This is a genomic window from Kitasatospora sp. NPDC093102 (genome assembly GCF_040683915.1).
Classification (GTDB): Bacteria; Actinomycetota; Actinomycetes; order Streptomycetales; family Streptomycetaceae; genus Kitasatospora.
The window spans coordinates 100587-114529 of the sequence record NZ_JBFBFA010000023.1; the positions used below are offsets into that span (position 1 = coordinate 100587).

Consider the following 13943-nt stretch of genomic DNA (forward strand, 5'->3'; position numbering starts at 1 on the left):
CGAACGAATGACAGATGACAGCGAACAGATGATGAAATCTGTTCGCTGTCATCTGTCGCCCGTCACTCCTCCGGATACCGCCGCGGCGTCCAGACGACCTCCACGCCGCCGCCCCGCTCGACCGCCTGCGTCTGCGAGGACCCGATCAGCAGGATGGTCCGCATGTCGACCAGCGCCGGGTCCAGCTCACCCAGTCGGACGATCCGCACCCGCTCGGTCGGGCCGCCCACGTCACGGGCCATCACCACCGGGGTCTCCGGCGCCCGGTACTCCAGCAGCAGGTCACGGGCGAGCCCGACCTGGGTGGTCCGGGACTTCGAGCCCGGGTTGTACAGCGCGAGCACCAGGTCCGCCTCGGCCGCGGCCCGCAGCCGCTTCGCCACCACGTCCCAGGGCTTGAGCCGGTCCGAGAGCGACACCGTCGCGTAGTCGTGCCCGAGCGGGGCTCCGGCCCGGGAGGCGGCCGCGTGGGCGGCGGTCATGCCCGGGAGCACCCGGACCGGGACGTCCCGGTACGCCTCCTCACAGGCGACCTCCAGCACCGCGGTGGCCATCGCGAACACCCCCGGATCGCCCGAGGAGACCACCGCGACGCGGTGCCCGCGGCGGGCGAGGTCCAGCGCGAACTCGGCACGCTCCGACTCCACCTTGTTGTCCGAGCCGTGCCGCTGCTGCCCCGGCCGCTCCGGCACCCGGTCCAGGTAGGTGGTGTAGCCGACCAGGTCGGTGGCCTCGGCCAGCGCGCCGCGCGCCTCGGCGGTCAGCCAGAGCGGGCCGGCCGGCCCGGTGCCGACCACGGTCACGCTGCCGACGCCGTCCGAGAGCCGTACCTCCGGCTCCAGCGGCGCGACCTTGCTCGGCAGCACCGCGACCGAGAAGTACGGCACCGTCCCACCGTCGACCTCGGCGAGCGGCGCGACCCGCTCCCCCGCCATGAAGGCCCGCTCCACGTACTGCGCGTCCGCCAGCCGCCCCGCCCGCTCCAGGGCCCGGCGGACGGTCGGGAAGGTGCGCCCCAGCTTCATGATCACGGCCGAGTCGGCGGCCGCGATCCGCGCCGTCAGCTCCTCCTCGGGCAGCGTGCCGGGGATGACGGTGAGCGTCTCCTCGGCCTCGGTCAGCGGCTGCCCGAGCCGGGCGGCGGCCGCGCTGAGCGAGGTCACGCCCGGCACCACCTCGGTCGGGTAGCGGTGCGCGAGCCGCTTGTGCATGTGCTGGTACGAGCCGTAGAAGAGCGGGTCTCCCTCGGCGAGGACCACCACGTCGCGCCCGGCGTCCAGGTGGGCGGCCAGCCTGGCGGCGGCCTCCTCGTAGAAGTCGTCCAGCGCGCCGCGGTAACCGCCCGGGTGGTCGGTGGTCTCGACGGTGAGCGGGTAGACCAGCTTCTCCTCGATCTGACCACCCGTCAGGTACCGTTCGGCGATCGACCGCGCTATGGACCGGCCGTGCCGGGCACTGTGGTAGGCCACCACGTCGGCCTTGCCGATGAGTTCGGCGGCGCGGACGGTCACCAGCGAAGGGTCGCCCGGCCCGAGCCCGACTCCGTACAGCCGGCCCGTCGCCTTCTGCTGATCCGTCACTCTTCTTCGCTCGCAATCGCGTTGACGGCGGCGGCGGCGATCGCGCTGCCGCCGCGCCGGCCGCGGACCACCAGGTGCTCCAGGCCGGACGGGTGCTCGGCCAGGGCCTGCTTGGACTCGGCGGCGCCGATGAAGCCGACCGGGACGCCGATCACCGCGGCCGGTCGCGGCGCACCCGCCTCGATCATCTCCAGCAACCGGAACAGCGAGGTCGGCGCGTTGCCGACGGCGACCACCGCGCCCTCCAGCCGGGGCAGCCACAGCTCCATGGCCGCGGCGCTGCGGGTGTTGCCCATCTTCCGGGCGAGTTCGGGCACCGACGGGTCGGTGAGGGTGCAGATCACCTCGTTGTCGGCGGGCAGCCGCTTGCGGGTGACGCCGCTCGCGACCATGTTGACATCGCAGAGGATGGGCGCACCGGCGTGCAGCGCGGCGCGCGCGGAGGCGACCACGCCGGGCGAGTACACCAGGTCCTCGACCAGGTCGACCATCCCACAGGCGTGGATCATCCGCACCGCGACCTGGGAGACGTCCGCCGGGAGGGCGGCCAGATCGGCCTCCGCACGGATGGTGGCAAAGGACTGGCGGTAGATGGACGCGCCGTCCTTCTCGTACTCGATCACTTCGTCGTCCTCCTGGCCTCGGCGACCGCCTCGGCCATCTCCTCGTTCGTCACGTCGACGCTCGTCGCATTGACGTCCGTCGCATCGGCGGCGGTCGCGGTGGACGCCGCACCGGCCCCCGCCCCGTTCACCGTCACCCGGTAGCCGCGCCCCGTGGCGAGCACGTCCACCCACCGCCCGGCCGGGTGGCCGCAGCGCCGTTCACAGCCCGACCAGTGGACGGGCAGAACACCGGCGGGGCCGGTACCGGTTCCCGCCGCGGCACCGGCGTCCAGCGCCCGGGCCGCGTCCGTACGGACATCGGCCTGCGACTTGGCACAGCCCGGCAGCCCGGTGCAGGCGGTGGCCCGCTCCCAGGCCGAGCCGGGCTCGGCACGGAAGCCGGCCGCGGCGAGCGCGGGCAGCCGGTCGGCCGCGGCGCCGGGCAGCACCGCCCCGCGCCAGGGGGTCAGCCGCAGCTCACCGGCCGAGGCGGCGACCAGCGTCCGCCACTGTCCGGCGCTCGCCCGGCCGAAGCGCAGTCCCACCGAGAGCCCGCCGGGCAGCGCGCCGACGGCGGGCGCGGCACCGGCGAAGTCGGGCAGCGGCACCGAGCCGGCCGGCATCAGTTCGGGGACCTCGCGCAGGTGCCAGGCCCTGCGTCCGTTCGTCCGCAGCGCCGTCAGGAAGGAGCGGGCCGCGTTCAGCACGGCCGTGACCTCCTGCCCGGCCTCGACCGGGTGTCCGCGCCCGTCGCGGCCGAGGCGCAGCAGCCCGGTACCGTCCGGGCCTGCGATCAATGTCACATCGGCGTCGAGCGCGGCGACATCGCCCCGCCCGTCGTCCAGCGCGAACAGGAACTTGCCGGAGAGCCCGGCCGCCCAGTCGCTCGCGCACAGCCGCGCGTCCAACTCCCGTACCCAGGCCTGCACATCGGCGGTGCCGGGGGTGCCCCCGGCGGTGTCCAGTCCCGCCGTCGGCGAGGCGACGATGTTGCGGACCCGCTCGTGGGTGTCCGAGGGCAGCAGTCCGACGGCGCGCAGCCGGTCGGCGAGCTCGGCCGCACAGTGCGGGGCCAGGCCGCGCAGCTGGACGTTGCCGCGCGAGGTGGTCTCCAGCTCGCCGTCGCCGAGGGCTTCGGCCGCCTCGGCCAGCGCTAGCGCCTGATGGTCCGTCAGGAGCCCGCCGGGGAGGCGGATCCGGGCCAGGGCGCCGTCGTCGGCCGCATGCAGACGAAGCGCTCCGGGGCAGGCGTCCGCACGCCCCCGGTCGGGCACCTCCCGGTCGGGTCCTGCGGCGCCCGGCGCGGCGGCGGCGGGTGTCGGTGGCATGGCGGCGAGCATACAGATGATCCGATCGCTTGCCTCCGTCCGCTGCATCACACCCCGGCCCGGCAGGCCGCCCCGCTCGCCGAACGTCCGAAAGCTCACCCTCCCCCAGGTCAGCCGCACCCCGTACGATGCTGGCGGGCGGTCCCCGCGGGCCGTCCACACGCCAGCGACGGCGCAGGGGAGGAAACCGGTGCGAACCCGGTGCGGTCCCGCCACTGTGACCGCGGTTCACCGGTAGACCGGTCGGCCGCGGAAGCCAGGAACTCCTGCCGTCCTCCACCGGCCCGGGGCGCGGACCCCGAGGAAGGCAGAAATGTTCCAGCGCTGTCGCATGCCCGCGCCCGTGTCCCCGGCCGCCATCACGGCCGTTCCGGCCGCCGCCACGACCACCCCGGTCGACCGCGCGGCCGTCCCGGCCACCACAGCGGCCGACCCGGCCCAGATCCCGGCCATCCCGGCCACCGACGAGGCCGGGAGGGCCTTCGCATGATCCTGCTGCTGTCGACGTCCGACACCGACCTGCTCAGCGCCCGTGCCTCCGAGGGCCCGGTGCGCTACCGGCTCGGCAACCCGGCCCGGCTCGCCCCCGAGGACCTGCCCGCACTGCTGGAGGGAACCGAGCTTGTCGTGGTCCGCCTGCTCGGCGGGCGCCGCGCCTGGCAGGAGGGCCTGGACACGCTGCTGGCCGGCCCCCGCCCTGTGGTGGTACTGACGGGTGAGCAGGCCCCCGACGCCCAGCTGATGGAGCTGTCCACCGTCCCGGCCGGCATCGCCGCCGAGGCGCACGCCTACCTGGCCCACGGCGGCGCGGCCAACCTGGCCGAGCTGGGCGCCTTCCTCTCCGACACCGTGCTGCTGACCGGCCACGGCTTCGCCCCGCCCGCCTCCGCCCCGGCCTGGGGCCCGCTGGAGCGCGAGGCCCGTACGTCCGAGGGTCCGACGGTCGCGGTGCTCTACTACCGCGCCCACCACATGAGCGGTAACACCGCCTTCGTGGAGACGCTCTGCCGGGCCGTCGAGGACCAGGGCGCCCGGGCCCGGGCCTACTACTGCGCCTCGCTGCGCGGCGCCGAGCCCGAGCTGCTGGCCGCGCTCGGCGAGGCGGACGCGATCGTCACCACCGTGCTCGCCGCCGGCGGCACCCGCCCGGCCGACGCCCAGGCCGGCGGGGACGAGGAGGCCTGGGACGCGGGCGCGCTGGCCGCGCTCGACCGCCCGATCCTCCAGGCTCTCTGCCTCACCTGGTCACGTGCCCAGTGGGAGGGCAGCGACGACGGTCTGTCCCCGCTGGACACCGCCACCCAGGTCGCCGTCCCGGAGTTCGACGGCCGCCTGATCACCGTCCCGTTCTCCTTCAAGGAGCTGGACGAGGACGGCCTCACCGTCTACGCCGCCGACCCGGAGCGCGCCGCGCGGGTGGCCGGCACCGCCGTCAAGCACGCCCGCCTGCGGTACGTCCCGGCCGCCGAGCGCCGCCTCGCCCTGGTGCTGTCCGCGTACCCGACCAAGCACTCCCGGGTCGGCAACGCCGTCGGCCTGGACACCCCGGCCAGCGCGGTGCGGCTGCTGGAGCGGCTGCGCGCGGAGGGCATGGACCTCGGGAACAACCTCCCCGCGTTCGACGACAGCGAGGGCGGCCACGAGGGCGACGCGCTGATCCACGCCCTGATCGCGGCCGGCGGCTACGACCAGGACTGGCTGACCGAGGACCAGCTGGCCCGCAACCCGGTGCGCATCCCCGCCGCCGACTACCGCCGCTGGTACGCCACCCTCCCGCAGGGCCTGCGCGAGCAGGTCGAGGAGCACTGGGGCCCGGCCCCCGGCGAGCTGTACGTCGACCGCTCGCAGAACCCCGACGGCGACATCGTGCTGGCCGCGATCCGCTCCGGGAACCTGCTCGTGCTGATCCAGCCACCGCGCGGCTTCGGCGAGAACCCGGTCGCCATCTACCACGACCCCGACCTGCCGCCGAGCCACCACTACCTGGCCGCCTACCGCTGGATCGAGGCCGCCCAGGAGGACGGCGGCTTCGGCGCCCACGCCGTGATCCACCTCGGCAAGCACGGCAACCTGGAGTGGCTGCCCGGCAAGACCGCCGCGCTGTCCGCCGAGTGCGGCCCCGACGCCGTCCTCGGCGACCTGCCGCTGATCTACCCCTTCCTGGTCAACGACCCGGGCGAGGGCACCCAGGCCAAGCGCCGCGCCCACGCCACGCTCGTCGACCACCTCGTCCCGCCGATGGCCCGCGCCGACTCCTACGGCGACATCGCGCGCCTGGAGCAGCTGCTGGACGAGCACTCCAACATCGCCGCGATGGACCCGGCCAAGCTGCCGGCCATCCGCGCCCAGATCTGGACCCTGATCCAGGCCGCCAGGCTCGACCACGACCTCGGCCTGGACGAGCGCCCCGAGGACGACGGCTTCGACGACTTCCTGCTGCACGTCGACGGCTGGCTCTGCGAGGTCAAGGACGCCCAGATCCGCGACGGTCTGCACGTGCTCGGCCAGGCGCCGACCGGCACCGACCGGGTCAACATCGTGCTCGCCATCCTGCGCGCCCGGCAGATCTGGGGTGGCGTCAGCGCGCTGCCCGGCCTGCGCGAGGCGCTCGGCCTCGACGAGGCGGCGCTGACGCTGGGCGCCACCGACGCGGCCGAGGAGAAGGCCCGCGCCCTGGTCGAGGCGATGGAGGCGGAGGACTGGGCGCCCGAGGCGGTCGACAAGGTCACCGCCGGGCTGCCGGAGGCCGTCCAGGAGCCCGTCCGCGAGGTGCTGGCCTTCGCCGCCACCCAGGTGGTGCCGCGGCTGGCTGCCACCACCGACGAGCTGGACGCCGTGCTGCACGCGCTCCAGGGCGGCTTCGTCCCGGCCGGCCCGTCCGGCTCTCCGCTGCGCGGCCTGGTCAACGTGCTGCCGACCGGCCGCAACTTCTACTCCGTCGACCCGAAGGCCGTCCCCAGCAAGCTCGCCTGGGAGACCGGCCAGGCGCTCGCCACCTCGCTGATCGAGCGCTACCGCGCGGACAACGACGGCGCCTACCCGCCCTCGGTCGGGCTCTCGCTCTGGGGCACCAGCGCGATGCGCACCGCGGGCGACGACATCGCCGAGGCCTTCGCCCTGCTCGGCGTCCGCCCGGTCTGGGACGACGCCTCGCGCCGGGTCACCGGCCTGGAACCGATCCCGCCGGCCGAGCTTGGACGCCCGCGCATCGACGTCACGCTGCGCATCTCCGGTTTCTTCCGGGACGCCTTCCCGCACGTGGTCGCCCTGCTGGACGACGCGGTGCGCCTGGCCGCCGCCCAGGAGGAGTCTGCGGAGTCGAACTACGTCCGCGCCCACGTGCAGGCCGACCTCGCGCTGCACGGCGACGAACGCAAGGCCACCGTCCGTGTGTTCGGCTCCCGCCCGGGCACCTACGGCGCGGGTCTGCTCCAGCTGATCGACAGCCGGGACTGGCGCACCGACGCCGACCTGGCCGAGGTGTACACGGTCTGGGGCGGCTACGCGTACGGCCGCGGGCTGGACGGCCGCCCGGCACGCGAGGAGATGGAGACCGCCTACAAGCGGATCACCGTCGCCGCGAAGAACACCGACACCCGCGAGCACGACATCGCCGACTCGGACGACTACTTCCAGTACCACGGCGGCATGGTGGCCACCGTGCGCGCCCTCACCGGCAAGGCCCCGACCGCCTACATCGGCGACTCGACCCGCCCGGAGACGGTCCGCACCCGCACCCTGACCGAGGAGGCCGCCCGGGTCTTCCGCGCCCGGGTGGTCAACCCGCGCTGGATCGAGGCGATGCGCCGCCACGGCTACAAGGGCGCCTTCGAGATGGCCGCGACGGTGGACTACCTGTTCGGCTACGACGCCACCACGGGCGTGGTCGCGGACTGGATGTACGAGAAGCTGACCCAGGAGTACGTCCTCGACCCGGTCAACCGGGAGTTCCTCGCGGGCGCCAACCCGTGGGCGCTGCACGGGATCAGCGAGCGGCTGCTGGAGGCGGCGAGCCGCGGGCTGTGGGAGCAGCCGGACCCGGAGCTGATCGAGCAGCTGCAGGCCGCGTTCCTGGAGACCGAGGGGGACCTGGAGGGCGGCGAGGACTGAGGGTGCGCGGGGCGGGCCAGGGGCGGCCTCCGCAGGCCCACCCCTGGCCCGCCACCCGCTTGCGCCCTGCTTGCGCCCTGCTTCCCCCTGCTTGCCCCCGGCCTGCCCCGGATTCGCCGCTGGATCGCCAGTTCGACTGAGGCCACTGGTTCCACACGTGGCGTCCACCTCACCCGTTCGGCCGATCGGCGTACTGGTGGTGCACGCCCTCCCGGCGGACAATACGGATCATGTCGCGTCGCTCCGCTCCCACCAGCCCGGCCCTGAGCACGCCTGCCACCGAGGAACGGGAGCCGCACGCGCCGCACCGGTACCGCGCGCGGATCGGTGCACTGGTGGCCGGAGCGGTTCCGGTGCTCGCCTTCCCCGCGCCCGGGCAGGCCTGGCTGGCCTGGATCGCGCTCGTCCCCGGGCTGCTGCTGATGCAGCGGGCACCCTCGGGTCGGGAGGCGGCGGTGCGCGGCTGGTGGTTCGGCACGGGGTTCATCCTGACCGCGATGTACTGGCTGGTCCCGTCCATCGGACCGGGGCTGCCGGTGCTCGCGGTGCTGTTCGGGGCGCTCCAGGGCGCCGTCGGGTACACCGTGCACCGGCTGCTGCGCCCTCAGCTGACCGCCCGCCGCGCCCTCCTGGCGCTGCTGGTCGTGCCGGCGGTCTGGGTGACCACCGAGTACGCGCGGTCCTGGCCCGCACTCGGCGGGCCGTGGGCGCTGCTCGGCGCCACCCAGTGGCAGCACCCGGCGATCCTGGGGCTGGCCTCGGCCGGCGGGATCTGGCTGGTCAGCGCGGCGGTGGCGGCGGTGAACACCGGGGTGCTGATCGCGCTGACCGCGGTGCGCCGGCGGCCGCGGGCCGTCGCGGCCGGGTCCGTCGTGCTGGTGCTGGTCTCCGGCCCGCTGCTGTTCGCGCTGCGCGAGGCGCCCGCCGGGGACGGGGCCGTGACCGTGGCGCTGGTCCAGCCCGGCATCGTGGAGGATCCGCAGGCCCGGTTCGAGGCGAGCGCACGGATCACGGCCGGACTGGTCGGACAGCCGGTGGACCTGGTCGTGTGGGGCGAGAGCAGCACCACCGCCGACCTGGACCGCGACCCGGCCGCGCTGGACACCCTGCGCGGACTCGCCGCGACCACCGGCTCCGAGGTCGTCGCCGGGGAGGACGCACGCAAGGCGGACGGGCGGATCTCCAAGGACGCGGTGCTGGTCTCGCCCACCGGCGTGGTGGACCGCTACCGCAAGATCCGGCTGGTGCCGTTCGGCGAGTACATCCCGCTGCGGCCGGTGCTCGGCTGGATCGCCGGGGTCAGCCGGGCCGCGGGCGAGAACCGGGCGCCCGGCACGTCCTTCCACGTGCTGCCCACCACCGACCGGGCGGGCGCGCCACTGCCGGTCGGGGTGCTGATCTGCTTCGAGTCGGCCTTCCCCGACATGTCCCGCACCGCCACCCGGGACGGCGCCCGGGTGCTGGTCTACCAGTCCTCGACCTCGACCTTCCAGCGCACCTGGGCCCCCGAACAGCACGTCTCGCTGGCGGCGATACGGGCCGCCGAGACCGGCCGGCCGGCCGTGCAGGCCTCGCTGACCGGGGTCTCGGCCGCCTTCGACGCCCAGGGCCGGGAGCTCGCCCGGCTCGGTACCGACGGCACCGGCGCGCTGACCGTCCGGCTGCCGCTCACCGCGCCCGGGACGCTGACCTGGTACGACCGGATCGGCGACGTGGTGCCGCTGGGGGCGCTGCTGGTCACGGCGGGGGCGGCGGTGGCGGGGTGGCGCTCGCGCGTCGTCCGGCGCGCCGATCAGCCCTCGCTGCCGGCGGTGTAGACGCCGAACGCGGCGCCCTGGGGGTCACGCAGCACGGCGATCCGCCGACCGCCCGGCACGCCGGTGGCGGGCATCAGCACCTCCCCGCCGAGCGTCGCCGCCCGGCTGGTGGTGTTGTCGACGTCGGCGACCGCGAAGTACGGCATCCAGTGCGGCGCCACCTGGGGCGGGAAGCGGTCGTCCATCGTCAGCATGCCGCCGAAGTCCCGGCCGTCCAGGCCCCACTGGGGGTAGTGCTCGGAGGGGGCGACGGACCAGCCGAAGACCTCCGGGTAGAAGGAGAGCGCGCCGGCCGGGTCCCGGGTGAGCAGTTCCACCCAGCCGAGCGAGCCGGGCTCGTTGAACACCCCGGCACCCTGGAAGGCGCGGGCCTGCCAGAGGATGAACACCGCGCCGGAGCGGTCGGCGGCCACCGAGAAGCGGCCGAGGTCGACGACGTCGGTGGGGTCCTTCAGGATCCGGCCGCCGGCCTTCCTGATGCTCGCGGCGGTGGCGTCGGCGTCGGCGACCGCGATGCAGACCGTCCAGGCGATCGGCTGATCCGGTGCGTAGCGCGGGGTGATGGCGGCAGCCGGTGCGTCCTGGACGAGCACCTGGGTGTAGTCGCCGTCGTTGGGGCGGGCCGCGTCGTCCACCTGCCAGCCGAAGAGCTCGGTGTAGAAGGCCCGGGCGGCGGCCGGGTCGGAAGTGCCCAGCTCGGTCCAGCAGGGGGCGTTGGTGGTCACGGAGGTCTGCTTCATGACGTCTGTCCTCGCAGCTTGCTTGGGAACTCGCGGGTTCTCGGCACCTTGGCCCCCGCACCCCCTGCCCCAGCATGCGGGACGGAGGCGGACCTCGGCGGGCGGTGGTGGGCCGAACGGGGTGAGCGAAGTGGCGGCGGGGTGGCGGGGCGGTGGGGCGGACGGCGTGGGCGGACAGATGACAGCTGACAGATTTCGAAATCTGTCAGCTGTCATCTGTTACCGGTTATCCGATAGCTGTCGGCCGTCGGCCGTCATCCGCGCCCGGTCGGCCCCGCACGGCCCGCGCCACCGGGATCCACAGCTCCGCCTCGGCATCGGCCGCCCCCGGGACGGGCCGGATCCGGAGGATCTCCGGACCCGGCCGGGCCTCGTAGGGGTTGGACGGGAACCACTGGCTGGCCACGTCCCCCCACATCTCCTGCAAGGCCTGCGGGAACGGCCCGGTGTTGGTGAACACCGCCCAGGTGCCGGCCGGGACGTCGAGCACGTCCAGGTCCGCCGGGACGGCGACACCCTCGCGCGCCACCACCGCGTGCCAGTAGTCGAGTTCGGACCCCTCCTCACGGTTCGGCGAGAAGTCGTCGCTGACCGACAGGATCCCGGCCGGGTCGTCCCCGGACAGGGCCGCGATCCGTTCGACCGTCTCCTTGCCGAGTCCCTTGATGAACTCCGCGATCCCCGGGTTGATCCCCAGGTAGATCAGGGTGACCCGCGCCTTCTTGCCGATGATCCGGAAGTCCGGCTTCTCGACGATCCGGTATTCCATACTGCTGCTTCCCTCCACGACGAGTCGGAAGGACATCCGGGGCTGGGAGACGAGCACCGCACCGTCGCGCCGGGCCTCCCCCGGCCCGACTCCGTGCATGGCCCGGAACGCCCGGGCGAACGCCTCCCCCGAGGAGTACCCGTACCGGACCGCGATGTCGAGCAACGTCCGCTCGCCGTCCAGGACTTCGGCCCCGGCGACGGTGAGCCGCCGGCGCCGGACGTACTCCGACAACGGCATCCCGGAGAGCATCGAGAACAGCCGCCGGAAGTGGTACTCCGACGTCATCGCGATCCGCGCCAGCTCGGCCACGTCGACCTCGCGGTCCAGGTCCCGTTCGATCCGGTCCATCGCCCGGTTCAAGTGCTCCAGCACACCAACCCTGCCCTTCCCTTACAGACCTTCACCGTAGGAAGGACCCACCCTGCCGCACCCGACAATCGGTGCCCGCTCCGGTCGGGTGGCGATCGCCGGGTGACGGCCGTCGGCGGCTGGGATTCGGCAGCTGCGATTCAGCGCCCCCGGTTCAGCGGCCCTGAATCACCGGCCCTGAATCAGCGAGCCAGTTTCAGCGAGTCTGTTTCAGCCGCTCAGATCAGGCCCTGGGCCAGCATCGCGTCCGCGACCAGCTCGAAGCCGGCGATGTTCGCACCGACCACGTAGTTGCCCGGATGACCGTAGCGCTCGGCGGTGGTGAAGCAGGAGTCGTGGATGTGCTTCATGATCCCGGCCAGCCGCTCCTCGGTGTGCTCGAAGGTCCAGGAGTCGCGCGAGGCGTTCTGCTGCATCTCCAGCGCGCTGGTCGCGACGCCGCCCGCGTTCGCCGCCTTGCCCGGGCCGAAGGCCACCCCGGCCTCCTGGAACACCCGCACCGCCTCCGGGGTGGTGGGCATGTTCGCGCCCTCGGCGACGGCCAGCACCCCGTTGCGCACCAGGGCCAGTGCGTCGGCCTCGGTCAGCTCGTTCTGGGTGGCGCAGGGCAGCGCGACGTCACAGGGCACGTTCCACACGCCCGGGCCCTCGACGAACTTGACGTGGCTGCCGCGCAGTCGGGCATAGTCGGAGACCCTGCCGCGCCGGACCTCCTTGACCTCCTTGAGCAGGTCGAGGTCGATGCCCTTCTCGTCCACCACGTAGCCGGAGGAGTCGGAGCAGGTGAGCACGGTCGCGCCGAGCTGCTGCGCCTTCTCGATCGCGTAGACCGCGACGTTGCCGGACCCGGAGACGACCACCCGGCGCCCGTCCAGGCTCTCGCCGCGGCTGTGCAGCATCTCGGAGGTGAACATGACGCAGCCGTAGCCGGTGGCCTCGGTACGCACCTGCGCACCGCCCCAGCCGAGGCCCTTTCCGGTGAGCACACCGCTCTCGTACCGGTTGGTGATCCGCTTGTACTGGCCGAAGAGGTAGCCGATCTCCCGGCCGCCGACACCGATGTCCCCGGCCGGCACGTCGGTGTACTCGCCGAGGTGCCGGTACAGCTCGGTCATGAAGGACTGGCAGAACCGCATGATCTCGGCGTTCGAACGGCCCTTGGGGTCGAAGTCGGAGCCGCCCTTGCCGCCACCGATGGGCAGACCGGTGAGCGCGTTCTTGAAGATCTGCTCGAACCCGAGGAACTTGACGATCCCGAGGTTCACCGAGGGGTGGAAGCGCAGCCCACCCTTGTACGGGCCGAGGGCGCTGCTGAACTCCACCCGGAAGCCGCGGTTGACGTGGATGTCGCCGGAGTCGTCCGTCCACGGCACCCGGAACATCAGCTGCCGCTCGGGCTCGCAGATCCGCTCGATGATCCGGGCGTCGAGGAGTTCGGGGCGGTGGGCGAGCACCGGCGCCAGGGTCTCCAGCACCTCGTGGACGGCCTGGTGGAACTCGTCCTCGCCCCGGTTGCGGCGGACCACATCCGCGTAGAGCGCCTCTATCGCGCGCTGCTCGGCGTCGAAGGAGGAGGGGGAGACGGAGGAGACGGAGGATGCGGGGGTGGCGGGGGTGGCAGGGGTCGTCGGCATCTGGTCAGGACCCTTCCGTGGTCGTCGATGGGCTTGCGCAGCGTTCCCGTGGGTCGGACGGACGTGCCCAGGAAACGGGGGAAGTCTCGCAGTGTCCACACCCCGGGTCCCGCACCATCCACATGGTGGAAGACCCGGCGGGAACAGACGGGGCTGATGGGGTGTTCTGCGCCTCCGCGGTCGAGTCCGGCAACACCGGCACCTAGTTGTTCAAATTGGAACTACCTAGTACGGTCGACCTCCGATCCACCACGATCCATCCGGGTCCGATCGAATCCCCCCGGTCCGTGCCACCTCGGCCCGGTCCGTCCCGGTCCGGTCCACCCCGGCTCGTCCCGGTCCACCCCCGATCCACGGAGGCCCGCCCATGCCGCAGCCCGGCTCCGCCACGGTGCGCTCGCGTGTGCGCATCCCGCTGACCTTCCCCGACGGCTACCGTGCCGAGGCGGAGGTCTTCACCTTCCACGACCTCGCCGACGGCGCCGAGCACCTGGCACTCGCGCTCGGCTCGGTCCCCGAGGGCGGGACACCACTGGTGCGACTGCACTCCGAGTGCCTGACCGGCGACGTCTTCGGCTCGGACCGCTGCGACTGCGGGCCGCAGCTGCGCGAGTCGGTGGAGCGGATCAGCGAGGCCGGCGGATACCTGCTCTACCTGCGGCAGGAGGGCCGTGGCATCGGGCTCTGAGGTGACCCCTGGAACGTGGACACAGGGGTTCATGCTGCGAGTGAGAGTCTAGCGTGCATGTGGTGTTGCTGTTCGAACTCGATCGGTGAGAGGTAGGACAGCGTGCTGTGGCGACGGCGGGCGTTGTAGTAGGTCAGCCACTGGAAGATCTCCAGTCTTGCCTGGCTCATCGTCAAGATCGGCTTCCTGTACATCACCTCTCGCTTCAGTCCTTGCCACAGGCTCTCGGCCAGAGCGTTGTCGTAGCTCGAGCCGACCCGGCCCATGCTCCTGCGGATCCCGTGCCGGTCGCAGACCTCG

Annotated in this window: 10 protein-coding genes, 1 pseudogene and 1 riboswitch; of the genes and pseudogenes, 4 read left to right on the forward strand and 7 right to left on the reverse strand. The window is 73.2% G+C overall.

Annotated features, from left to right (window positions below):
• Nucleotides 1–62: 62 nt before the first annotated feature.
• Genes AB0O11_RS25705 through AB0O11_RS25715 form a run of 3 tightly spaced genes read right to left on the reverse strand, consistent with a single transcriptional unit; the run spans nucleotide 63 to nucleotide 3513 of the window.
• A complete protein-coding gene (locus AB0O11_RS25705) occupies nucleotides 63–1580 on the reverse strand; it encodes a precorrin-2 C(20)-methyltransferase (protein ID WP_363391432.1) in 1518 nt (505 codons plus the stop codon).
• Nucleotides 1577–2203 (reverse strand): precorrin-8X methylmutase, encoded by a 627-nt coding sequence (locus AB0O11_RS25710; RefSeq protein WP_360338504.1) that lies wholly within the window; start codon nucleotides 2201–2203, stop codon nucleotides 1577–1579. Before AB0O11_RS25710 ends, AB0O11_RS25705 begins: the two co-directional genes overlap by 4 nt.
• A complete protein-coding gene (locus AB0O11_RS25715) occupies nucleotides 2200–3513 on the reverse strand; it encodes a hypothetical protein (RefSeq protein ID WP_363391435.1) in 1314 nt (437 codons plus the stop codon). The genes AB0O11_RS25710 and AB0O11_RS25715 overlap by 4 nt, the downstream gene beginning before the upstream one ends.
• A gap of 180 nt (nucleotides 3514–3693) precedes the next feature.
• A riboswitch (cobalamin riboswitch) is annotated at nucleotides 3694–3779 on the forward strand.
• 65 nt (nucleotides 3780–3844) lie between these two features.
• On the opposite strand from AB0O11_RS25715, the gene AB0O11_RS25720 reads away from it, so the two are divergent.
• The 3 genes from AB0O11_RS25720 (at nucleotide 3845) to lnt (ending at nucleotide 9440) form a co-directional block, all read left to right on the forward strand.
• Nucleotides 3845–4003, forward strand: a complete 159-nt coding sequence (locus AB0O11_RS25720) for a hypothetical protein (protein WP_363391438.1) — start codon at nucleotides 3845–3847, stop codon at nucleotides 4001–4003.
• Nucleotides 4000–7623, forward strand: a complete 3624-nt coding sequence (gene cobN / locus AB0O11_RS25725) for a cobaltochelatase subunit CobN (protein ID WP_363391441.1) — start codon at nucleotides 4000–4002, stop codon at nucleotides 7621–7623. The genes AB0O11_RS25720 and cobN overlap by 4 nt, the downstream gene beginning before the upstream one ends.
• A 230-nt stretch (nucleotides 7624–7853) precedes the next feature.
• The gene (lnt, locus tag AB0O11_RS25730) at nucleotides 7854–9440 is read left to right on the forward strand and encodes an apolipoprotein N-acyltransferase (RefSeq protein WP_363391444.1); all 1587 of its coding nucleotides are present in this window, start codon (nucleotides 7854–7856) and stop codon (nucleotides 9438–9440) included.
• Here the strand turns inward: lnt and AB0O11_RS25735 are convergent.
• The 3 genes from AB0O11_RS25735 to gdhA form a co-directional block, all read right to left on the reverse strand.
• On the reverse strand, nucleotides 9416–10180 hold the full coding sequence (locus tag AB0O11_RS25735) for a VOC family protein (protein ID WP_363391447.1): 765 nt from the start codon (nucleotides 10178–10180) through the stop codon (nucleotides 9416–9418). The genes lnt and AB0O11_RS25735 overlap by 25 nt on opposite strands.
• Nucleotides 10181–10406: 226 nt before the next feature.
• Nucleotides 10407–11324, reverse strand: a complete 918-nt coding sequence (locus tag AB0O11_RS25740; protein WP_363391450.1) for an AraC family transcriptional regulator — start codon at nucleotides 11322–11324, stop codon at nucleotides 10407–10409.
• A gap of 215 nt (nucleotides 11325–11539) precedes the next feature.
• Nucleotides 11540–12955, reverse strand: a complete 1416-nt coding sequence (gene gdhA / locus AB0O11_RS25745; RefSeq protein ID WP_363391453.1) for an NADP-specific glutamate dehydrogenase — start codon at nucleotides 12953–12955, stop codon at nucleotides 11540–11542.
• 367 nt (nucleotides 12956–13322) lie between these two features.
• Between gdhA and AB0O11_RS25750 the strand changes: the two are divergent.
• Nucleotides 13323–13640: pseudogene (locus AB0O11_RS25750) on the forward strand (GTP cyclohydrolase); the annotation flags it as partial.
• 32 nt (nucleotides 13641–13672) lie between these two features.
• Here AB0O11_RS25750 and AB0O11_RS25755 read toward each other — a convergent pair.
• Nucleotides 13673–13943, reverse strand: a 271-nt coding sequence (locus AB0O11_RS25755) for an integrase core domain-containing protein (protein WP_363391456.1), incomplete at its 5' end; no start/stop codon positions are given.